Raw genomic sequence first — 22,126 nt, 5'->3', positions numbered from 1 at the left:
GGTAGTAAAACCTCAGATATAGACACGAACATCATCCAAACATGTATCTAAAACAAGCGCCTTGCCCACGATGGGTGTAAATGAGGTCGCCGCCATATTCTTTAAGGTGTGAGCGCATAATTTGTCGAGACAAAATCAAACCAATCCCTGAGCTTTTTTGTTTGGTGGTAAAGCCTCAGATATAGACACGAACATCATCCAAATACGCATCTAAAACAAGCGCCTTGCTCACGTTGGATATAAATTAAATCTCCGCCATGGTTTAACATAATCTGCCTTGAAAGGCTTAGCCCTATTCCTGAGCCTTTTTGCTTGGTGGTAAAAAACGGCACGAACATCATATCGACTACATGCTCTGCTACGCCCGGGCCGTTATCGCTGACTTCAACATAGTGCTGGCCTGCTTCATTGCAGCCTGTTTTTAATTGCACGACTGCTGAGGTACAGCAGCTGTTTTGCTGCACCGCTTCAATGGCATTCTTAGTTAAGTTAATAAGTACTTGCTCAACTTGTGCGCTATCTAACATCGTTAGTTGTGAATGCGACACGTCCAGTTGTAAATCGATATTGGCTGCACTACAAGTTTGCTGATGGAGCTGGAATACGCCTTCAGCTAATGGAGCAAGTTGCTCAGGATTAAGCGTGGGCGCAGGTAAATTACTGACTTCTCTAAAGCGGCCAATAAAGTCACCTAAATATTCGGTGCGTTTTGCCAGTGTTTTTAACGCCATAGCCAGATCGTCTTTGTCTTCTTCATCATCAAAGGTGAGTGTTTCAGGTAAAAGGCTTTCACAACTTTGTGCAATGGAAGCGAGCGGCGTGATGGAGTTGGCAACTTCGTGAGTGAGCACTTTAGTAAGCCGCTTATAGGCTTGTTGCTCTTTGTTTTGCAGGGCATCACGAATGGAGTGCAAGGTAATAATTTTGCGGATCTTACCTTGAATGTGGGCGACGCTCACTTGTATAGACAAGGTGTCTTGTTGTTCACCATATTGCCAATTAGCAATGGTTTTGAGGCTACGATCACAACTTTCGACTAAAGGCGCGATATGCGCCAAATCACCACAGTGGCGAACCGCTTTACCGAGCAATTTGGCAACGGCAGGGTTTGATTCAATCACGTCGCCCGTGTCATCACACACCACGACGGCCAAATCAATATGCACTAATAAGGCCTGTAAGAAGTGTGCCTGTTGCTCGGCATTAAAGCGTGCACTCTGAATGTTCTCTTTGATCTCTTCAAGGTGACTATGCATAGGGTGGTGCTTGCTTAAACCCAAAGAGCTATCGCCATTCGCCAAAGACTTTAAAACAAAACTCATGTGCTTGTTTTGTTTATTAAATTGCGAAATAAGCGAGAACAAAGTCGCGCACGAAAATAAGCTTAAAAGCAGTAAAGTCGCTGAAAATCCACCTTGTATATACAAGTTTGTACTGGTGGTAATTAGCACGCAAAGTAACAATATGGTGGCAAAAAATACCGTTGTAGGGTGCTTCGTGAAGTGACTCAAAATACTCAGCTCCGGTTATAAATCGTATTTTTCTAGGCGGCGATACATGGCACCACGGGTTAATCCCAGCGCTTTGGCTGCCTGCGATACATTACCCTGATAGTGCTTTAATGCCGCGCGCACGGTGCGTTGTTCAAGTTCTTCAAGGTTAAAGGTGTCTGCATTAATCAACTGCTCGCACTCGTTTTGTGCGCTATCAGCTTGGCTTGGTTGCGCGGTGGTCGTTACTTGGCCAACCACAGTGCTGATATCGAGTAGCTCACCCTCACTTAAGATCACTGCACGCTCAATGGCATGGGCCAGCTCTCGAACGTTACCCGGCCAGGTGTAGGCGCTCAAGGTTTGCATGTCGGTGTCACTGACACATAATGTGCGTTTGTATTTGTGGCAGAAGTGCTCGAGGTAATAATTCACTAATAACGGAATGTCTTCACAGCGCTCACGCAACGGTGGTAAACGTATCTCAATGGTGTTGATACGGTAAAGTAAATCTTGTCTAAAACGCCCTTCGTCTACGGCTTGTTGTAAGTTATCGTTGGTGGCACAAATGAGGCGAATATTCACATCTATGGCTTTATTGCCGCCAACGGGAGTGACTTGACGGTTTTGTAGCGCGGCTAACAAGGTGGTTTGCTGGCTCAGTGGCAAGTTGCCAAGCTCGTCTAAAAATAGGCTGCCTTCGTTGGCAAGTTCGAAACGACCGACTTTGTCTGCTTTGGCATCGGTGAACGCGCCTTTCTTATGACCGAATAGCTCACTTTCAAACAGGTTGTCAGCAATTGCGCCCATATCTAAGCTAATTAGAGCATTTTCGCGACGCAAGCTGGCTTGATGAATGGCATGTGCCGCGAGTTCTTTACCTGTACCACTCTCGCCGGTGATTAAAATATTGGCATCGGTCAACGCGGCTTTTTCAATGGTGCTAAATACTTGCTGCATGGCCGCACTTTGACCTAAAAAGTCGAAGTTTTTACCACCTGTGCCTTGGTTAAGTGCTTGATTTAAACCTTGTGTTTGACGAGTCAGTTGCCCAACTTTCTGTTTGTCTTGGGCGTGCGCATAGGCGGCCGCGACGGCCCCTAATAGTTGGTCGTTTTGCCATGGTTTGGCAACAAAGTCAGCAGCGCCGGCTTTGATGGCATCAACGGCTAATTGAATATCGCCATATGCAGTCATCAGCAGCACTGCAATGCTGGGATCTTGCTCAACGACTTTCTTTAACCAGTAAAACCCTTCTTTACCGCTTATGGCGTCTTGACTGAAGTTCATATCGAGTAAGATGACATCGATAGGCTGCGTTTTTACGATCTCTTCAATATCAAATGGGTTATCTGTGGTGTGTACTTTTTGATAGTGCTTTTTTAGCAGCAGTTTAGCAGCGATTAAAATATCAGTATTGTCGTCGACAATTAAAATGTGTCCAGCTTGTTTGGCTGTTTGCGTCATGGTCCTTGCCTTTGCCTATTTTTGGCTTCTTTTTATTCTTTTTAGCCTACCTCATTTAGTGACAGTGCGTCTATTAATGTGTTCATAAATGGACACATTGTGGTTTTCGATGTGTTCTGTTTCCGGACACTCTAATTATTTATGAAAATACAAATCTTTGTAAGTGGTTGATTTTTAAGTGCTTAAAAATTGGCATAGTGTTTGATTTATCTCTGCCATATTCGGACTTATTTGTCGAAACGAACATCGACCAAACTCTCAACGATTTAGAGGTGTGCTATGGATAAGAAAATTGAACGTTCAGGATTACAAAAACATCTTAAGAAAGCCGTTGCTGCGGGTGTGCTACTGAGCATTGCTGCTGCGGCATTTGCATTTACAGACTCATCATCGGGTCGCAGTCAAAACTTATCACTAAGCAGTGTTACCATTAATGCGGTTGAGCAAGGCGCGTTTGTCGATGCGTTAAGCCTTCGAGGTCAGGTTGTACCAAAAACTACCATCTACTTAGACACCATTGCGGGCGGACAGGTTGAAGAGCGTTTGGTTGAGCAGGGTACTTATGTCACTAAAGGTCAGCCTTTGGTGCGCTTGAGTAACACCAGCTTGCAGTTAGACGTGATGAGCCGCGAAGCGCAGGTGACTGAACAGCTTAACTTCTTACGCAATACACAAATGAACATGGAAACCAGTCGTTTGAATCTGCGCCGTGACTTATTAGAAATCGACTTACAAATTACCCATTTAGAGCGTCGTTATAAGCAATCTAAGCCACTGGTTGAGCGCGGTGTATTAGCCCAAGACAGACTTTCTGAAATCTCAGAAGATTTAGCTTACTACAAAGCGAGAAAAGAGCTGACCTTAGAGCGTCAAAAGCAAGAAAATTCAATTCGTAAAGTGCAAGTCGAGCAGCTAGAAGATAGCGCTGAAATGCTACAGAAAAACTTACAGTTTGCCCGCGCAAACTTAGATAACTTATTAGTTAAAGCGCCTGTGTCGGGTTACTTGAGTGAGCTTGATGTAGAAATGGGTGAATCAAAAAGTCGTGGCGCTCGCCTTGGTCAAATCGATATTCCAAATGAATACAAATTAGTTTTGCGCTTAGATGAATTCTACTTAAACCAAGTTCAACATGGCATGGACGTCAACGTGCACTTAGATGGCGGCAGCGTGATGGCGACAGTGAGCAAAATAGACAGCCGGGTGACCCAGTCGCAGTTTCAGGTTGAAGTCGCACTACCAAGTGGCCAACAAGATATTAAACGCGGTCAAAGTATCGACGTTGAGCTGATGCTAGGTGGCAACAAAGACAACGCATTATTACTAAAACGCGGTGCATTCTTTACTAGCTCAGGCGGTAACTGGGTGTACGTGCTATCAAGCGATGGCACAACAGCAGAGCGTCGAGAGATACGCTTAGGTAAGAAAAATCAAAATTATTTCGAAGTGTTAGATGGCCTGTCGGCGGGTGAACAAGTGATCACCTCAGGCTACAGCAACTTCGACAAAGCACAGACATTAAAATTTTAAGGACCAGACCCATGATCAAATTAACTAACTTAAACCGTGTATTTCGTACTCAAGACGTTGAAACAACTGCTTTAAACGACATTAATTTAGCTGTAGAACAAGGCGAGTTCGTTGCCATAATGGGCCCTTCTGGCTGTGGTAAGTCAACGCTGCTGTCTATTTTAGGCATGTTGGACTCACCGAGCTCAGGCAACTTTGATTTCGATGGTACCGACATCGCAGGTTATAGCGAAAAGCAACTATCACAACTACGCAAAGCGTCGATTGGCTTTGTCTTCCAAAGCTTTAACCTGATTGATGAACTTACGGTTTTCGAAAACGTTGAGCTGCCACTGCAATATCAAAACATCTCAAAAAGTGAGCGTAAACAGCGTGTTGAAGCCATTTTAAAGCGTGTTGCTATCGATCACCGTGCCGATCACTTACCACAGCAACTATCAGGCGGTCAGCAACAGCGTGTGGCAGTTGCCCGTGCTTTAGTGATCAATCCTAAACTGGTCTTAGCCGATGAACCAACCGGTAACCTAGATTCTAAAAACGGCGAAGAAGTGATGGCCATGCTGCGCGAACTAAACCGTGAAGGCACAACGGTGATCATGGTAACCCACTCAGAAAAAGAAGGCGCGTATGCCGACCGTTTAGTACGTCTATTAGACGGTCAGATTATGTTAGACAAAGCCAATAGTGTATCTCAAGGACTTGAAAGCGAGGTTGCCTAATTATGATAGTTAATTACTTAATGACGGCACTTCGTGCCTTTAAGCAACAAAAACAGCACTTTTTATTGAATGTCATTGGCTTGAGTGTGGGTCTTGCAGCGGCAATTTTAGTGGCGCTATTTGCAAAGAATGAATTGTCGTTCGATCAGCACCAGCCCAATGCGGAGCGTGTTTATCGTATCGGTCAGGATTATTCAAAATTGGGCCTAGGGGTTATTCCTATCTTTAATTATAACCAAGGTGTTCGTGCGACAGAATTCAGCCAGGTTGAAGATGTCTTCGCACTCAAGTTGATTGAATTTACCCGTGAGGCCGAAGTCGATGTTAAGCATAATAATCAAGGCTTTAAACTGAATGACTTATATGCCGCCACGGCTAACATCGAAAGCTTTATTGATATCAAAACGCTTGATGGTGATTTAAAAGAAGCCATGAGTACGCCAGAAAGCCTAGCGTTAAGTAGCTCGGAAGCACAACGTATTTTTGGTCGTACCAATGTCGTGGGTGAAACACTTAATCATGCCAAAGGTAAGTATACGGTTCGCGCGGTCTTTGCTGACTTAGCTGAGAATACCCACTTTGGTTTTAAAAACTTAGCGTATGTAGATAACGACCCTAAAGATTTGATGATGACGGCCCATTATGTCTACCTAAGAGTGACCGCTGGCACAGATATCAAATCGCTAGAACAGCAGCTTACGGAGCAAACTTATACTGGTGAATTTAAAGGGCAGATGTTTATTGAGTTACACCCATTACTCGATCTGCATTTAACCGCTAAATCTCCATTTGAGATGAAAACGGGTGGCACTAAGCAAGTGGTAACCATCTGTGTTGGCTTAAGTATTTTACTTGTTTTGATTGCGAGTTTTAACTTTATCAATATGACCGTCGCACAATCGACAAAGCGTGCAAAAGAAGTGGGCGTTCGTAAAGCACTAGGCGCGAGCAAAACCCAGTTAGTCAGCCAGTTTTTGTCTGAATCTGTGTTAGTTGCAGTTCTGTCTATGGTGCTAGCTTGCGTGTTAGTTGAATTGGTTATGCCAAGCTTTAATAGTCTAGTCGATCGCGAATTAGTGCTTAACTATGTATCAAGTTTTGGTGCGGGCATTGTGATTGTTGCGATTGCCGTTGGCGTGTTGGCAGGCTTATACCCTGCGTTCTTCATTTCATCATTCAGTGCCAAACGTGTATTAAGTGGTGATTTACAGCGTGGTAGTACAGCAATCTGGGTTCGTAAAAGCTTACTTACTTTTCAAGCCTCTTTAGCCATTGGCTTGATAGTTGGCTCTGTGACCTTACTGCAGCAGTTATCGCACTTACAAAACTTGCCGCTAGGCTATCAAACGAATCAGCGCTTAGTGATCTCAGAAGTGCCGGTTGGCAACATCTTTACTCAGCAGCCTAGTGCGGTATTTAACAAATTGTCAGCTATCAATGGTGTGCAGCATGTTGGTGTTATCGACACGCAATTAACCCGCTCGATTAACAATACCTTAAAACCAACTTGGCCTAATGGCGAACAATCGAGTGGTTTGACGCCGATTATTGGTAGCAGCTATGAAGTCGTAAAAAGCTTAGGTTTAGAGCTGTTAGCTGGTCGTGATTTCTCTTCGCAATATGCAGGAGATTGGGCAAACCGCGCTAATGGTGTAACGCATGTAGGTGTGATTATTACTGAAACCGTTGCAAAACAAGCAGGTTACAACAATATGGCCGACATCATAGGTAAAACCATTAAAGACACAGGTCGCAATGTAGAAATGCGTGTTGTGGGTGTGGTTGCAGACGTTAAAGTCGGTAATGCGCATAATTCAAATTCAGACATCATGTTCTTACTGGGCTTTAGTTACTTCAACCCAACCTCAGAAGTGGTGTTAACAGTAAACCCACAAAATGTATTGAGTATCAGACAGCAAGCCGCTGAGATTTTAGCGCAGCACGCTAACGTGTTTGAACCGAAGATCAACTTACTATCTGACAGTTATAAAGCGGTATTAAGAGGCGACGAGCGTGTCTCTCAAGTGGTGCTTATTTTTACTGGCCTTGCGGTGTTCTTAACTTGCTTAGGTACGTTTGGTTTAGCGTCATTCGCAGCAGCCCGTCGTCAAAAAGAAGTCGCGGTTCGCAAAGTGCTAGGCGCATCTCGTATCAGCATTGTGAATATCTTAGCGAAAGAGTTCTTAGTGTTAGTCGGTGTGAGTATCGCCATTGCCTACCCAGTAACTTACCTGTTAGTTGGTGACTGGTTAGCCAACTTTAATGACCGCATCGACCAAGCTGTTTGGGTGTATGGTGTGGCAGCGGTTGTGGTTGCTGTTATTACTTGGGTCACAGTGGCAAGCTTAGCGTTCAAAGCCGCCAGTACGCGTCCTTCGTTAATTCTTCGATATGAATAAATTGAGTTTCTAGCCAAAGCTATGGTCTATCGGTGTAACTGATAGGCCATTTTTGGGTGAGAGCAAGATCTAATGGGTGAGATATGTTGATATCACATGTAACAACAGCATTTCGAGTATTCAAGCAACATAAGTTGTACTCGTTATTGAATGTTTTTGGGTTAAGTGTTGGCTTGGCAGCCGCACTTCTGGTGGCATTATTTGCTGAGTATGAATTGTCGTTTGATGAGATGCAGCCCGATCATCAGCAAGTCTATCGTTTGCATGTTGATGTGAATGTACCAGGGTTAGAAGAAATTCCACTGACTATGGTGAACATCGCGCAAACTTTAACAACGCGAAGTGATGTTGCTGATCTTTTTATACTCGCCGATGTGGTTGATAGTGGTTTGTTATCTGAGCATATAAAAATTGCTGATCAGGCATTTAAGCTAAACAATCTGTACGGTACAGCGAAGAATATTCGTGATTTTGTAAATATCTCTGTGATTTTAGGCGACCTTGAAGCGGCTCTTTCAGCACCTCAGCAGATTGCTTTGAGTCGCAGTGAAGCAGAACGACTATTTGGCAGTGCAGAAGGTGCACTCGGGCAAACGATATTGATCGAGGCAAAACGTTTTACCGTAAAAGCCATTTTTGAAGACTTACCTGATAATAGTCACTTTTTGTTTCATGCCTTAGTGCCCATTGATTTCACAGAACATAGCGACATTTCGAGCTATATCTACCTCAAAACTCAACAAAATGCTGATTTAAAAGCGATAGAAAAGCAGTTAGCCAATCGACTCATTGAAAAATACCAACTCAAAAACAGTCAGCTTGAATATCGTTTAGTGCCAATGCGAGAAGTTTACTTTAAAGCCCATTCGCCATTTGAATTAAAAGCGGGTGGCTCTGCCTTTTTAGTTACTTTGAGTGTAGCGCTGAGTGTTTTATTACTCGCCATTGCCGCAGCCAATTACATCAATATAGCGGTGTCGCAATTGTTGTATCGCAGCAAAGAGATCGCCATGCGTAAGACTTTGGGGGCAAGCAAGCGCCAGCTCATAGTTCAATTCTTGTTAGAAGCATTATTGATGGTGATGTGTGCCACATTACTTGCAGTGTGTTGGGTTGAACTGCTTTTGCCAAGTTTTAGCGACTTTGCAAATCGACCACTCGACTTAGTGTGGGGAGCTTCAGAGTTTGCGGTGATCATAGCTATAACCGTTTTATTAGTAATTATGTCAGGTGCTTATCCTGCATATTGTGTCGCATGCGCACCGTTAAACTCATTGCTTGCCGGGCAATTAAAAGCAGGCCAGCTGGTTCGAAAGGGACTATTGGTATTTCAGTCTGCGATGGCAATGGCCTTGATTGTTTGTACTTTAGTGAGTTTGCAGCAGTTGTCGTTCTTACAAAGCTTGTCGGTAGGCTATGACGCGACAGATCGCATCGTGATCCATGATTTAAGCAGCAAGCAACTCATGGAAAAAGAACATGCAATACTCAATGAAATCCGTGCGCTGTCAGGTGTTAATCAAGTTACAACAACCGATACTGACTTAACAGATAGCATTTTAGAAAGCTTTTACTTCCGTTGGCCAAACGGCTATGAAGAAAGTGAACTGCCACCGACTATCGGCACAGGCTTTCATGCCGTCGAAACCTTAGGTTTGACACTACTCGCTGGCCGAGACTTTTCTCCAGAGTTTCAGAGTGATTGGCTGCACTATGTAAATGAAGTCGCAGGCGAGCAATCAGGCGAAGAAGCGCCTCAGACAATGGCTATTTTGGTGACCGAACAAATGGCCAAACGCGCAGGCTATGACAATGTGAGTGAAGTGGTGGGGTTACAAGTTCAGGGGCTGTATCGCAACATCAATGCAACCATTGTCGGTGTGGTCAAAGACATCAAAGTGGGGTCGGCGAAAGATGATTGGCTGCCTGTGTCATTTTCAGCAGGATACAGCTCACAATCCACGGTTCGATTGGTGATAAGCACCGAGCAAGCAAACCTTCCACAGTTATTTAATCAGCTACGCCAACTTTTAAAACAGTTTAACTTAACCGCTGATCCGCAATTCAGCTTGATGCAGCAAGACTTGGCTAAAGTTTATCGCATCGAGCAAGACTTGTTTGTGCTGATCCGAAACTTCTCTGTGCTGGCCATGCTTTTGAGTTGCCTAGGCTTATTTGGACTCGCAGCATTTGCAGCAAAACGTCAGCAAAAACAATTAGCAATAAGAAAAGTGCTCGGGGCAACACGCTTCAGTTTAGTGAATCTACTCGCTCGCGAGTTTCTAATCATAGTGCTTGCAGCAGCAGTAATCGCCTTACCATTTGCTTATTGGTTCATGGATAACTGGCTGCAAGGCTTTAACGACCGCATTGAGCAAACCATTTGGGTGTATGGCTTGGCAAGCCTCATTGTGGCTGCATTCACTTGGCTCACCGTTGCAGCGTTAGCATTTAAAGCGGCCAGTGCGCGTCCATCAGAAATTTTACGTTATGAATAACAACTCAGATATACAGCAGTCAAAAAGGAACCCAATATGTTAGTGTCATATGTTACGACCGCTTTAAGAAGTTTTGCACAGCATAAACAACACGCCTTGTTGAGTTTGGTTGGGCTAAGTCTAGGTATGGCCATGCTAATGTTGATTGGGCTTTTTATTCAGCATGAATTGTCATTTGAACAAGGCCAGCCGGATCAGCAAAATCACTATCGACTGGTGATGCATGCCCAAGAGAATGGCAACGAATATATTCTTACCACCCCAAGGGCACATCAGCAGTTGCTCGATATTCCAGGCGTAGAGTCGGTTTTTTATTTATTGAAAACGCAAATGGTCAGCGACGATAAAGTAGCGATTGGTAATAATGCATTTCAGCTCGCTGCAAACTACGCTGCCACCCCAAATCTAGCCAACTTAGTCAATATTGATGTGCTGGCAGGCGATCTTACAACAACCCTGAATACACCCGAAAAAATAGCGTTATCAAGGTCTGAAGCTACGCGCTTGTTTGGGGCTTTTGCTACGCCAGATAAGATAATAGGCCGTACCTTAAAACTACAAAGGAACAATCGACTGCTTACTGTCAGTGCGGTGTTTGCCGATCTTCCTGTGAATAGTCATTTCTATTTTCATTCATTAACCAGCATTGAACCCTATATGGGCATTCGCGGTAATGTAATGCACACCTATGTTGCGCTATTACCTAATACAAATATGGAATTGGTTGCGCAGTCGGCAACAGAAATCTATGCGCAAATTTGGCAATGGCAAAACATTCATTATTGGTTACAGCCTATCAAAGACATTCATTTAGGGCCTAACTTTGCCCAAGATATGAAAATAGGTGGAGACGCCACATCAGTGATGATCTGTGCAGTTATGGCGCTGGTTTTATTAATCATCTCGTGTGTGAATTATGTCAATTTCAGTGTTGCGCAGTCCTCTAATCGTGCCAAAGAGATTGGTGTACGCAAAGCCATGGGTGCGACGCGTGCTCAACTGATTACCCAGTTTATGAGTGAATCCATCTTACTGGCATGGTTCGCTATGTTAGTAGCTTGTGTGTTGGTTGAGTTATTTCTACCTAGCTTTATGCAACTGATTGGCCGGCCACTGCCTGCACTGGACTGGCCAATTTGGTTGGGACAGGTATTTGCGCTGGCAACAGGGATTGGTGTGTTATCGGGCTTATACCCGAGCGTGTACATGGCCGGATTTAACACTAAAGCCATTCTGAATGGTGAGCTAAAACAAGGTCGAAAGGGAGTGTGGATCAGAAAGGCTTTATTATTGCTGCAAATGGGCTTGTCGGTGGGTTTACTAATAAGCGCCATGATGTTGAGTAAGCAACTGCATTTTTTACACTCTCTACCTGTGAATTATCAAAAGTCGCAACAACTAGTGATCAATAATATGCCGCAAAAAGCAGTATATGGAGAGCAAAGTGCATCACTCTTGGTAAGCATTGAGTCTATTCCAGGCGTGACAGCCAGTGTGGCCATGGACTTCTCAATCACACAGTCTACCAACGCAGGTCTCTTCGTTAAGCTCCCTCAAACACCAGACACACCGTTGTCGCTTTCGCTTGCTGGGGTACATGGCAAAGTGGTTGAAACTTTGGGGTTAACCTTATTGGCTGGTCGCGACTTTTCTGACGAGTTTGCATCAGACAGATTCAATCGAGACACAGAGCAAGGCAGTATTATTGTGCCTGAATCTGTGCTCAATACGTTAGGGTTTAGCAGCCCAGAGGATGCGATAGGCAAACCAATTTCATTTTTTGCCGGACCATTCTCGAATGCAACAGGCACCATAGTGGGTGTGGTTAAAGACATAAAAGTTGGGCCGGTTAATCATAAGGGCGCTCCTGTGGTGTTTGTGAATGGTTTGGGTGTAGGCGGCACGTATTCGTTACTGGTTAAAGTTAAAAACCCGAACGATGCTCAGCTAAAACGCGATTTACAAAACTTCGTTAAAGCGCGCTTGAACATTGCACCTGTCGACATCACCTTACTTGAAGATGACTACCAAGCGCTTTATCGAGAGCAACAAAAACTATCTGAGGTGGTGGCTATCGGTGGTGTTATTTCATTGATCCTAATTTTGATGGGCGTGTTTGGCTTAACTGGATTTATTGTTAAGCAGCGTCAAAAAGAGGTGGCTGTACGCAAGGTACTGGGGGCAAGCCGTTTGGTGATCATTAATGGGCTCGCTAAAGAGTTTATGCTGCTGGTGTTATTTGGATGTGCGATTGCTTGGCCTATTTGCTTCTTGATATTGAGTGATTGGCTAGCGAGCTTTGAACAAAGTGTCACCCAAAGTATTTGGGTTTATATGGTTGCTTCTTTGCTCATCAGTTTAATCACTTGGTTAACCATGGCTGGCCTTACATTTAAAGCTGCGGGTATTCGACCTGCTCAGGTCTTAAGGTATGAATAACAAGAGTTGAATAAAAAGTGAACAAAGTCGGTGTTTGCTTCGTTTAATTACTACACTCAAATAACACTTGTTGGTCAGAGGTCAGTTATGCAAGCAACCGAATTGAAAATGCAGTTTGAAGAGCAAAACCTAGTCGCCGTTATCTTAAGTTATGCCGACTCTAACCATTACCTTGCGGGTGGTGTTGATACGCAAGGTAATTATTACTTACTAGAGAATCGAAAAGGTAGCACTGAAACCTTTAATTCAATGCGTGAAGCCGAAGTGACTTTAGCTGAACTGGGCGCTGAAAGTGCCATTTTTGAAATGGAAACGGCCTATGACGAGATGATAGGTAATTCTAAAAATGAGCGTTGCAAAATGATGGTGCATTTAGTCCATTAATTGGAATCCATTAACTGGAGTCCATTAACTGGAGTCCATTAACTGGAGTCCATTTATTGGGATCCGATAACGGAACTTAACAGTATAATTTTATTTTGTACCTATTTCCTACTCGATGGCTTACTGATTTTTATGCCCAAGTAAGCCATTTTTCTTCTCTGAGCACGTCACTTTTTACTTCATTTTGAATTTTTTATTACTAGAATAAAAATCGATCAATTAAAACTTGCCCAATAGTAAAGGTTTCGTTTAAACTTTCGCAAAAGTTACGAAACGAAACTTATCAACCTGCAAAGATAACGGATTATGACTAAACGCAACACGCAACAACGTCGCCATACCATTCTTGCTCGTGTGAATCAGCACGGTGAAGTCAGTGTCGAAGCACTTGCTTTAGAATTTGAAACTTCAGAAGTTACGATCCGAAAGGATTTAACGGCTCTTGAAAAGAGCGGTTTATTGTTGCGTCGTTACGGTGGTGCGATTGCATTACCCAAAGAAATCGTGGCAAAAGGCGACGAAAAACGCGATACGCTTCGCAAAATGGCAATCGCCAAGGCCGCTTCAGCTTTGATAAAGGATCATAACCGCATCATTATTGATAGCGGCCGCACGACAGCAGCGATGATCCCTGAGCTGTCTAAAAAACGCGGTTTGGTCGTGATGACGAATGCGATGAATATCGCTAATCGTTTGTTATCTTTAGAAAATGAGCCAACACTTTTGATGACCGGAGGAACCTGGGATCCGCATTCGGAGTCATTTCAAGGGCAAGTAGCAGAACAAGTTTTACGTTCGTACGACTTTGACCAGTTATTTATCGGTGCCGATGGCATCGATGTTGAAAGAGGTACAACTACTTTCAACGAATTAGTGGGCTTGAGCCAAGTGATGGCCGAATCAGCGCGAGAAGTTATCGTGCTGGTGGAGTCAGATAAAATTGGTCGCAAGATCCCAAATTTAGAACTGCCATGGCAGCAAGTAACCACCTTGATCACCGACAACCTCCTTGCAGATGACACGCGCAAGGCGATCGAGGCAAAAGGCATACAGCTGATCTGTGCAGAGGCTTAATAAATTCAGACGACAACACCTGAATTTATAAATCATTATGACAACAGCCTAATTAGTCTGATGACGTGCAAATAATTCAACTGCTTAACGGTGGCCGAATTATGTTCATCAACTAAATTTTACCTAAGCTACTTGGAATTACAGGTAGGGTAAATGGGCAAACAACATGCAAAAATGGAGCATCTATGTGTGGCATTGTTGGGGCGGTAGCAGAACGTCCAGTAAATAAAATCCTAATCGAAGGCTTAAAGCGTCTTGAGTACCGTGGCTACGACTCAGCAGGTGTAGCACTGAGCTTAAACGGCGAATTAAATACAGTTAAGGCAGTAGGTAAAGTTGCCAATTTAGATGCAGCATTAACTGATGCTGATGTTAAAGGTACTACGGGTATTGCGCACACACGCTGGGCAACCCACGGTGGCGTAACAGAAGCAAATGCGCACCCGCACATCTCAAATGATGAAATTGCGCTAGTACATAACGGCATCATTGAAAACCATTCACAGCTTCGTGACGCGTTGAAAGGTGACGGTTACGAGTTCTTATCTGAAACCGATACAGAAGTAATGGTGCACCTAATTCACCAACTTCGCCAGCAGCATTCAACGCTTTTAGAAGCGGTAAAAGCAGCGGTAAAACAGCTTGAAGGTGCTTACGGTACCGTTGTGTTCGACAAAGCAAACGACGACGAAATCATTGTTGCGCGTTCTGGTAGTCCACTGGTAATTGGTTTAGGTCTTGGCGAAAACTTTATTGCTTCTGACCAACTAGCGCTTCTTCCTGTAACACGTAGCTTTATCTTCTTAGAAGAAGGCGACGTAGCGCGTATCACTCGTGAAACGGTTGAGATCTTTGATAAAGATGGCAACCCAGTTGAGCGTGAAGTGGTTGAATCAAACATCACCCAAGACGCATCAGGTAAAGGTGAATACCGCCACTACATGCTAAAAGAAATTTACGAGCAGCCAATGGCAGTTCGTAATACGCTTGAAGGCCGTTTAGAAAATGACCGAGTTGCAATCGATGCATTCGGCGACAGCGCACAGCAAATCTTCAAAGATGTTAAACATGTTCAGATCATCGCATGTGGTACGTCTTACCACTCAGGTATGGTTGCCCGCTACTGGCTAGAGCAGTTCGCGGGTGTAAGCTGTAACGTTGAGATTGCCTCTGAGTTCCGTTATCGCGAGTCTTTCGTTCACGAAAACAGCCTACTTGTGACGATTTCACAATCAGGTGAAACGGCTGACACATTAGCAGCACTTCGTCTTGCGAAAGAGCAAGGTTACATGGCTTCAATGACTATTTGTAACGTGCCGGGCTCTTCACTAGTACGTGAATCAGACTTAGCATTCATGACTAAAGCCGGCGCTGAAATTGGCGTTGCTTCAACCAAAGCTTTCACCACTCAGCTAGTTGGTTTATTAATGCTTACAGCCTCTATTGCACAAGAGAAAGGCCGTGATCAGAGCGTGATTGTGAACGCGATTAAAACGCTACCTAATAAGCTTGAAGAAGCGCTTAGCATGGCTGAAGGTATCGAAGACTTAGCGGAAGAGTTTGCAGACAAGCACCATTCACTATTCTTAGGTCGTGGTTCACAATATCCGATCGCGATGGAAGGTGCGTTAAAGCTTAAAGAAATTTCATACATTCACGCTGAAGCGTATGCTGCAGGTGAACTTAAGCACGGCCCTCTGGCGCTTATCGACGCAGACATGCCAATCATTGTTGTTGCACCAAACAACGAACTACTTGAAAAGCTTAAGTCGAACGTTGAAGAAGTACGTGCACGTGGCGGTATCATCTACGTATTCGCAGACAAAGACACAGCGTTTGAGTCTGATGACACAATGCGTGTAATGAACGTAAACCATGTAGAAGACGTGATTGCACCGGTGGTATATACAATTCCACTACAATTACTTTCTTACTACGTAGCGGTTATCAAGGGTACTGACGTTGACCAACCTCGTAACCTTGCAAAATCAGTAACGGTTGAGTAATTCAGCGTTTTAGGGGGACACGTGTCCCCTAAAAATCAAGACACTAAAGGCGCATTCAGCGCCTTTCTTATGACTATTCTAAAGTAACTTCTTTTAAAACAGCTTATAATCTACTTCCCCTCATAGGCTTCTGAAGTTTACAATTATAAAAATTATCTTTAAATACATACCTTTACCAGTTATTTCTCTATTTTCTTGAGTTGCAAACTTAGGGTGCTGTGCACTTACAAAGGCTTCATTAACAACAATCAGACACAATTCATCAAGACGTCAGGTTTTTTGTATTTGATCTGCTAATGTCAGTGGTTCTTACATCACCATTAAGGATAAATCATGAAGCCGAATTTAACTGCACTAACCCTGCTATTTTTAAGTCTCAGCGGATGCTCTATGAGTCATACTGAAGACAAACCTAATGTAAAAGAAAGTGCGTATTTTGGAGAGCAGCCTCCGGGTTTAGTGCCTAAAGTCTTTGAGCCCAAGATTGTTTCACCAAACGGAGAATTTGAAAGCGGTACATTCACGCCAGATATGCAGTCTTTTTATTTCACCAAAGCGATAGGCGAAGACAAAAAGCGAGGCTTCTTTGTTATTCATAAAGAAAATAATCAGTGGGGAAAGGCGTCAGAAACCGATCTACGGTGGCCTCAGTTTTCATACGATGGCAGCAAAATGTTCATCGGCAAAATGTATCGAGAGCGTCAAGGTGAAGGTTGGTCAGAGCCTAAAAGCCCAGGTGCGTTCATAAAACATATGGCGCATGGCAGGTCGGTGTCTGCGAGTGGCACTTATTACTTTACCGGATACAAAGAGCGGGGTGTTGTCGGCGCTTTGTATTATTCGCGTCTTATTAACGGGCAGTATGAAGAGCCTATAAAACTAAGAGATGATATGAATCAGGGTGAGTACATAGCAGGTTCTATGATAGCGCCCGATGAGTCTTATTTAATTTGGAGTGTGCAACGAGCAAAGGGTCTTGGGCAATCTGATCTTTATATTAGTTTTAAAAGGCAAGATGGCACTTGGTCGAAGGTTATAAACATGGGAGCAACAATTAATACAGAAAAACAGGAAAGCTCTCCTCAATTATCACCAGATGGAAAATACTTCTTTTTTATTCGGGGTGATTGGCATGTGAATGGAAGCGGCAAACGTGTTTATGAAGGGAAACAACATTGGGTAGATATTCAGGTGATTAAAAACTTAAGACTAAAAAGTGAGTTTACTTAATTATCTTGTGTCTACAAACAAAGGCGCATTTGGCGTCTTTTGATTAATATCTATAGGGCACGTGACCGCTCAACGAGTATGCTTATTTACGAGTTACATGGTAAGTAACCAAGTGACAAACTGCTTAGCTTCTAATGTATTGCTAAGGCTTACTTTTCTGAAATTTGAGTGATCTTTATAAACAACATTTTGTTTGTTTACAGAGATCGATGAAATCGGTGGTGTGGCTTCAATATTTGAGCCATTAAATCTATGTGTCATATTTTTCTTAAATGGTATTAATGGTTTTCTTTGAAAGTAGATAGTATTGAATCTTTATTTAACTAATTTAAAAATACTATTACTTAACAGACATGCTAGGTTATATAGCTAGCTGGTTTTTCAGGGTATTTCTGATGCGCTTTAATTTAAGCTTCCATGTTTATATTTAATTATATAAATCAAAATGGAATATCAATATAAAGGCGAAAACGAGGCGTTACTTCTGTCTTTCCACAAAACGTTTAACATTAGCGCTAAGCTTATCGCATTTACTTTTCTGAGCGTTATATTCAGTTGAGCCTTCTTCAAGCGCTTCAAGTATCTCTTGCTCTTGGCGGTATTCGCCAACTAACTGAGCCAGCTTATCTTCGAAACTCACTCTTTTCGTTTTTTTACTATTACTTCGGTTTGTCTTACGCATGGTACATGTAACCCGTGGTTCTGATTATTTATTTACTACTTAGTTTTGGTGTCTTTAATCGTATTGCTGAAAATGATTTTATTCTTTTTTAATCAATGGCTTGATTTAAAAGTAATCGCAGTCAGTTCGTTGCAAGGGGTGATTTAGAAGTGCTTTAAAGCTAAGTACTTAAAATGTGAGGTGCCTTTAATGTAAAAGCACCTCTGCAAAAAAGCTTACGCGAGTGTAACGCTATTTGCTTGAGGGCCTTTAGCGCCCTTTTCGATATTGAAAGCAACACTTTGACCTTCAGTCAGAGTTTTAAAACCTTCAATTTCGATTGATTTGAAATGAACAAAAACATCTTGGCTACCATTATCAGGTGCGATAAAACCAAAACCTTTTAATTCATTAAACCATTTTACTTTACCAGTTGTCTTATTTGACATATATGCCTCTATCTACGAGTGAATATTTTGAAAAGCTACTAATTCTGTAATGTAGGAAAAAAATCGCAGGGTATATATGACGAACTGAGTCGAAAAGAAACTGAGAAGAATTTGAACTAAATATATTTAATTAATAGCTCGCTTTAATAGCGCGCTTTAATAGCTCGCTGTTTGAGCTAAGGTCACTATACAGTAAAAGAAACTAATAGATAGCTATTTATTTTTTATTTTTATATGTTCATTAAAAACAATAACTAAAAGTTATATCTCTAATTGGCTGATTGCGAGTATGTCGTGCTCAGTGGCAGATGGCCTTGTTTAGCCTTATTTTTGCTCTGTTGCCAGATGTATTTCTCTTCCTCCTTAATATTTATTTCAAATGATTGATGTAGCCTCAAGATCTAAAAATGCACAAATAAAGAATATTAATTCTTTATTTGTGCATAATAATTCTTTAAAGTTGTAGCCAATATCCATTGATGGTTGAACAAAGGTAAGCTGCAGGTGCGTACAACTGAACTCGTAGACGGTTTTCGTCAATCAACGCCTTATGTAAATGCGCATAGGGGGAAAACATTTGTAATCATGCTTGGTGGTGAGGCAATTGATCAGCCTGGCTGTCGCAGTATTATTAATGATATTGCGTTACTAACGAGTCTCGGTATCAAGATTGTGTTGGTATTTGGCGCGCGACCTCAAATTAATGAGGCGCTGAGTGATGCTGGCATAATTACCCAGTTTCATAATGATGTACGGGTGACCGACAATGAGTCGCTTAAAGTCATTAAGCAAGTTGCTGGTGCCATGCAGCTCGACATCACCGCACGTTTGTCTAAATCGTTGAGCAGCACCCCCATGTCGGGCTCCAATCTCAACGTTGTCAGTGGTAACTTTGTGATCTCCCAGCCTTTGGGTATTGATAACGGTGTCGACTATCACCATTCAGGCAAAGTGCGTCGCATTGACGTAGATGGTATTCGCCATCAATTGAACAACAACAGTATTGTATTACTTGGCCCGATCACCGCATCGGTCACTGGTGAGAGCTTTAACTTAACAGCAGAAGAGATCGCTACCCAAGTTGCACTCAAGCTCAATGCAGATAAAATGCTGGGCTTTTGTAAAGAGGCAGGGATCTTAGATGAAAATGGTGAAGCATTGGCTGAGCTCATGCCTAATGAAGCGGAGCAGGTGCTAGCGCGACATCGTGAGCAAGGCTCTACTTGCATGAGTGCCTCGGTATTTTTGCAAGCGGCCATCGATGCATGTCGTGGCGGTGTGCACCGTTGTCACTTGGTTAGTTACGAAGAAGATGGTGCCTTGCTTCAAGAGCTATTTTCCCTCGATGGTATTGGTACGCAAATCGCGCCACAGAGCTCTGAGCAATTACGTAGCGCAACAATTGGCGACATTAATGGCATTATCAATTTAATTCGCCCGCTCGAAGAGCAAGGTTACTTGGTTCGCCGTTCTCGCGAACAATTAGAAATAGAGATTGAGCAGTTTACCGTAATAGACCGCGATGGCGTGATCATCGCCTGTGCCGCACTTTACCCATTTGACGAAGAGAATATGGGCGAATTTGCCAGTCTTGCCGTTCATCCGCAATATCGTGATGCAGATCGTGGCAGCATTCTACTTCGATCGGTCATCAATAAAGCCAAGCGCATCGGTTATAAGAGTTTGTTTGCGCTGACAACGCGCAGTATTCATTGGTTTCTGGAGCAGGGTTTTGATTGTGTGGGTGTGGAAGACTTACCTGATAAAAAGCGTTCGCTTTATAATTACCAAAGACGCTCTAGGGTACTAAAACTGGATCTAACAAGACTGCCGAAGAATAGGTAATCAGCTCGGTTTTTTTGGAGCACCTTAGGCGCGACTTTGTGTCGCGCTTGTTTTACAGTTGTTTGCGTGGGGTAAACCCACGCCTACAGTGTTTATTCCAATTGATAGTTTCAATATGGCACGTGCTAAATGTAGGCGCGACTTTATGCCGCGCTTGTTTTGTAGTTGCTTGCTTGGGGTAAACCCACGCCCGCAGTGTTCGTTTCAGTTGATAGTTTCAATATGGCACGTGCTAAATGTAGGCGTGACTTTATGTCGCGCATGTTCTGAAGTTGTTTGCGTGGGGATAAACCCACGTCTAAAGTGTTTATTTCAATTTTTAGCTAAATGCACAAGAGCTCAGTGTAGGCGCGACTTCATGTCGCGCATGTCTTGTAGTTGCACATAAACAGTGTTTTTTAATGCGGGTTTATCTCACTTTTGGCAAAGCGGGCTTTACGTTTTTCAGCTGCCGTTTTCTCGCGTTCAAGTAATTTTTCTGCATTTACTTCAACCAGAGGGTTGAGTGCATCTCGGGTTATTTCGCCATCAGCAGCCAGTGATAAATAACGGCCACAACACACTCGCAAAAACGACGTGAAGTTACCTATATCATGATCGGCATCGAGTGATTCGTGATATAAGCGAGTAATAAGTTGTCCAACACTTAAGTCATCTCTAAAAGCGATTTCTTCTAACACGCGCCAGAAAAAATGCTCAAGACGAATTGACGTAGTGACGCCATCAATACGCAACGAACGTGTGATGTTCTTCCAACAGTCTTGGTTAGCTCCGATAAAAAGTTGGCACATAGTGATGGCTCCTCGATGGCTATGCCTTGTTTAACAGTGCGATAAACTGTTTTAAAAATTCAGGATGTGCAGGCCACGCTGGGGCTGTGACTAAGTTACCGTCGGTGATAGCCTGATCCATCTCTACTGATACATATTCAGCACCCGCAAGTATAATCTCTGGCTTGCAAGCCGGGTAAGCCGAAATACGCTTGCCAGTAATAATATTAGCAGCCGACAATAATTGTGGGCCATGGCAGATAGAAGCGATTGGCTTGTTTTTGACAGCGAATGCTTTGATAAGACCGATCACATTTTCATCCAAACGCAAATACTCAGGTGCACGACCACCAGGTAAGTAAAGCCCATCGTAATCATCTGCACTTACTGCATTAAAGTCAGCGTTTAACGTAAAGTTATGGCCAGGCTTTTCGGTATAAGTTTGATGACCTTCAAAATCATGGATAGCCGTGGCAATCACATCGCCAGCTTTTTTATTTGGGCAAACGGCATCAACCTGATAGCCCACAGCTTGCAGTGCTTGAAACGGCACCATGTTCTCATAGTCTTCTACAAAGTCGCCGGTGATCATTAAGATTTTCATTGTTCTTCGCCTTCTTCCTGTTGTTGAGTATTGTGCTGCTTATTTAAACAAAGAATGAAAAGCAGTGGGTAACAGCCAATTACTACACCCGCCCCCTCGCTTATTACTTCTTGTTGTGTTGCGGCAAGAGATTGATTTAAAGGTATTTATAGCCCTAAAAGATGTCGGTTAAGTGAGTTTTAAAATAAATTAACTATCAGAGCACTCGCATAGACCCCCAACCTGAACACCAAATGGGTGTAGCCTTGCCCGATTTGCTGAATGTAGCCTTGATGCAGCAAAGCTCATACCAAATCAAGGTTGCATGATGAAAAAGGGAAGTGAAACGCTCAAAAGTGAAAACAGCAAAATCGGTAGCAACTCGGGTGCGCTTAACCAACTTAGCCCTGTGATACTAATAAATATAAAAGCAAAGATAACACCGATTGCAGAATGCCCTGCAAAGCATCATTTACAATGCCCTAAATTTCAAAAATTAATGCGTGTTGCGAATAAACTTAAATAAAAAATTGATGAAGAAAATATTCTTGTAGCCGATACCTTAATTAGTAACAGACATTA

The 22,126-nt window shown here is 43.1% G+C and carries 17 protein-coding genes and 1 pseudogene; 10 read left to right on the top strand and 8 right to left on the bottom strand.

The window, feature by feature from the left end; translation table 11 throughout:
* Window positions 1-194: 194 nt before the first annotated feature.
* Entirely contained in the window at window positions 195-1,511 is a 1,317-nt protein-coding gene (locus AAEU28_RS15855; RefSeq protein ID WP_421965003.1) for a sensor histidine kinase, read from the bottom strand.
* Between the two features lie 15 nt (window positions 1,512-1,526).
* Complete coding sequence (locus AAEU28_RS15850) at window positions 1,527-2,957, bottom strand: sigma-54-dependent transcriptional regulator (RefSeq protein ID WP_421965002.1); 1,431 nt, start codon at window positions 2,955-2,957, stop codon at window positions 1,527-1,529.
* Between the two features lie 279 nt (window positions 2,958-3,236).
* Here AAEU28_RS15850 and AAEU28_RS15845 point away from each other — a divergent pair, with 279 nt between their 5' ends.
* From AAEU28_RS15845 to AAEU28_RS15805, 9 genes are all read left to right on the top strand, one after another.
* Window positions 3,237-4,487 (top strand): efflux RND transporter periplasmic adaptor subunit, encoded by a 1,251-nt coding sequence (locus AAEU28_RS15845; protein WP_421965001.1) that lies wholly within the window; start codon window positions 3,237-3,239, stop codon window positions 4,485-4,487.
* Window positions 4,488-4,498: 11 nt separating this feature from the next.
* Window positions 4,499-5,206: an ABC transporter ATP-binding protein gene (locus tag AAEU28_RS15840; protein ID WP_421965000.1), complete on the top strand. Its 708-nt coding sequence runs from the start codon at window positions 4,499-4,501 to the stop codon at window positions 5,204-5,206.
* Window positions 5,207-5,208: 2 nt separating this feature from the next.
* The gene (locus AAEU28_RS15835; RefSeq protein WP_421964999.1) at window positions 5,209-7,605 is read left to right on the top strand and encodes an FtsX-like permease family protein; all 2,397 of its coding nucleotides are present in this window, start codon (window positions 5,209-5,211) and stop codon (window positions 7,603-7,605) included.
* Window positions 7,606-7,688: 83 nt separating this feature from the next.
* Window positions 7,689-10,103, top strand: coding sequence for an ABC transporter permease (locus tag AAEU28_RS15830; protein ID WP_421964998.1), 2,415 nt, complete (start codon window positions 7,689-7,691; stop codon window positions 10,101-10,103).
* Between the two features lie 36 nt (window positions 10,104-10,139).
* The gene (locus AAEU28_RS15825) at window positions 10,140-12,542 is read left to right on the top strand and encodes an FtsX-like permease family protein (protein ID WP_421964997.1); all 2,403 of its coding nucleotides are present in this window, start codon (window positions 10,140-10,142) and stop codon (window positions 12,540-12,542) included.
* Window positions 12,543-12,629: 87 nt separating this feature from the next.
* On the top strand, window positions 12,630-12,926 hold the full coding sequence (locus tag AAEU28_RS15820; protein ID WP_421964996.1) for a DUF6482 family protein: 297 nt from the start codon (window positions 12,630-12,632) through the stop codon (window positions 12,924-12,926).
* Window positions 12,927-13,232: 306 nt separating this feature from the next.
* Window positions 13,233-14,000, top strand: coding sequence for a DeoR/GlpR family DNA-binding transcription regulator (locus tag AAEU28_RS15815; protein WP_404392295.1), 768 nt, complete (start codon window positions 13,233-13,235; stop codon window positions 13,998-14,000).
* A gap of 185 nt (window positions 14,001-14,185) precedes the next feature.
* Window positions 14,186-16,006 (top strand): glutamine--fructose-6-phosphate transaminase (isomerizing), encoded by a 1,821-nt coding sequence (glmS, locus tag AAEU28_RS15810; protein WP_421964995.1) that lies wholly within the window; start codon window positions 14,186-14,188, stop codon window positions 16,004-16,006.
* 333 nt (window positions 16,007-16,339) lie between these two features.
* Window positions 16,340-17,236, top strand: a complete 897-nt coding sequence (locus tag AAEU28_RS15805) for a hypothetical protein (protein ID WP_421964994.1) — start codon at window positions 16,340-16,342, stop codon at window positions 17,234-17,236.
* 93 nt (window positions 17,237-17,329) lie between these two features.
* Here AAEU28_RS15805 and AAEU28_RS15800 read toward each other — a convergent pair whose 3' ends face one another.
* From AAEU28_RS15800 to AAEU28_RS15790, 3 genes are all read right to left on the bottom strand, one after another.
* On the bottom strand, window positions 17,330-17,497 hold the full coding sequence (locus tag AAEU28_RS15800; RefSeq protein ID WP_157599098.1) for a hypothetical protein: 168 nt from the start codon (window positions 17,495-17,497) through the stop codon (window positions 17,330-17,332).
* Window positions 17,498-17,714: 217 nt separating this feature from the next.
* Window positions 17,715-17,918, bottom strand: a complete 204-nt coding sequence (locus AAEU28_RS15795; protein ID WP_058031413.1) for a hypothetical protein — start codon at window positions 17,916-17,918, stop codon at window positions 17,715-17,717.
* Window positions 17,919-18,133: 215 nt separating this feature from the next.
* Window positions 18,134-18,346 (bottom strand): cold-shock protein, encoded by a 213-nt coding sequence (locus tag AAEU28_RS15790; protein ID WP_058031412.1) that lies wholly within the window; start codon window positions 18,344-18,346, stop codon window positions 18,134-18,136.
* A gap of 504 nt (window positions 18,347-18,850) precedes the next feature.
* Here AAEU28_RS15790 and argA point away from each other — a divergent pair.
* Window positions 18,851-20,191: an amino-acid N-acetyltransferase gene (argA, locus tag AAEU28_RS15785; RefSeq protein ID WP_421964993.1), complete on the top strand. Its 1,341-nt coding sequence runs from the start codon at window positions 18,851-18,853 to the stop codon at window positions 20,189-20,191.
* A gap of 398 nt (window positions 20,192-20,589) precedes the next feature.
* Here argA and AAEU28_RS15780 read toward each other — a convergent pair whose 3' ends face one another.
* The 3 genes and pseudogenes from AAEU28_RS15780 to AAEU28_RS15770 all read right to left on the bottom strand — a co-directional run.
* On the bottom strand, window positions 20,590-20,982 hold the full coding sequence (locus tag AAEU28_RS15780) for a ribbon-helix-helix domain-containing protein (protein ID WP_421964992.1): 393 nt from the start codon (window positions 20,980-20,982) through the stop codon (window positions 20,590-20,592).
* Between the two features lie 19 nt (window positions 20,983-21,001).
* The gene (locus AAEU28_RS15775; RefSeq protein WP_421964991.1) at window positions 21,002-21,565 is read right to left on the bottom strand and encodes a DJ-1/PfpI family protein; all 564 of its coding nucleotides are present in this window, start codon (window positions 21,563-21,565) and stop codon (window positions 21,002-21,004) included.
* A 294-nt stretch (window positions 21,566-21,859) separates the two neighbouring features.
* A pseudogene (locus AAEU28_RS15770) lies at window positions 21,860-21,994 on the bottom strand (DUF2938 family protein); the annotation flags it as partial.
* Window positions 21,995-22,126: the final 132 nt, after the last annotated feature.

This window comes from Pseudoalteromonas sp. SS15, from assembly GCF_049257195.1.
Lineage (GTDB): Bacteria > Pseudomonadota > Gammaproteobacteria > Enterobacterales > Alteromonadaceae > Pseudoalteromonas.
This window is presented reverse-complemented; position numbering and strand designations above follow the sequence as displayed.

Bases quoted from the DNA above. Each gene is read 5' to 3' on its own strand.
- AAEU28_RS15850 (WP_421965002.1), bottom strand. From the start codon at position 2,957: ATGACGCAAACAGCCAAACAAGCTGGACACATTTTAATTGTCGACGAC.
- AAEU28_RS15845 (WP_421965001.1), top strand. From the start codon at position 3,237: ATGGATAAGAAAATTGAACGTTCAGGATTACAAAAACATCTTAAGAAA.
- AAEU28_RS15840 (WP_421965000.1), top strand. From the start codon at position 4,499: ATGATCAAATTAACTAACTTAAACCGTGTATTTCGTACTCAAGACGTT.
- AAEU28_RS15835 (WP_421964999.1), top strand. From the start codon at position 5,209: ATGATAGTTAATTACTTAATGACGGCACTTCGTGCCTTTAAGCAACAA.
- AAEU28_RS15830 (WP_421964998.1), top strand. From the start codon at position 7,689: ATGTTGATATCACATGTAACAACAGCATTTCGAGTATTCAAGCAACAT.
- AAEU28_RS15825 (WP_421964997.1), top strand. From the start codon at position 10,140: ATGTTAGTGTCATATGTTACGACCGCTTTAAGAAGTTTTGCACAGCAT.
- AAEU28_RS15820 (WP_421964996.1), top strand. From the start codon at position 12,630: ATGCAAGCAACCGAATTGAAAATGCAGTTTGAAGAGCAAAACCTAGTC.
- AAEU28_RS15815 (WP_404392295.1), top strand. From the start codon at position 13,233: ATGACTAAACGCAACACGCAACAACGTCGCCATACCATTCTTGCTCGT.
- glmS (WP_421964995.1), top strand. From the start codon at position 14,186: ATGTGTGGCATTGTTGGGGCGGTAGCAGAACGTCCAGTAAATAAAATC.
- AAEU28_RS15805 (WP_421964994.1), top strand. From the start codon at position 16,340: ATGAAGCCGAATTTAACTGCACTAACCCTGCTATTTTTAAGTCTCAGC.
- AAEU28_RS15800 (WP_157599098.1), bottom strand. From the start codon at position 17,497: ATGACACATAGATTTAATGGCTCAAATATTGAAGCCACACCACCGATT.
- AAEU28_RS15795 (WP_058031413.1), bottom strand. From the start codon at position 17,918: ATGCGTAAGACAAACCGAAGTAATAGTAAAAAAACGAAAAGAGTGAGT.
- AAEU28_RS15790 (WP_058031412.1), bottom strand. From the start codon at position 18,346: ATGTCAAATAAGACAACTGGTAAAGTAAAATGGTTTAATGAATTAAAA.
- AAEU28_RS15780 (WP_421964992.1), bottom strand. From the start codon at position 20,982: ATGTGCCAACTTTTTATCGGAGCTAACCAAGACTGTTGGAAGAACATC.
- AAEU28_RS15775 (WP_421964991.1), bottom strand. From the start codon at position 21,565: ATGAAAATCTTAATGATCACCGGCGACTTTGTAGAAGACTATGAGAAC.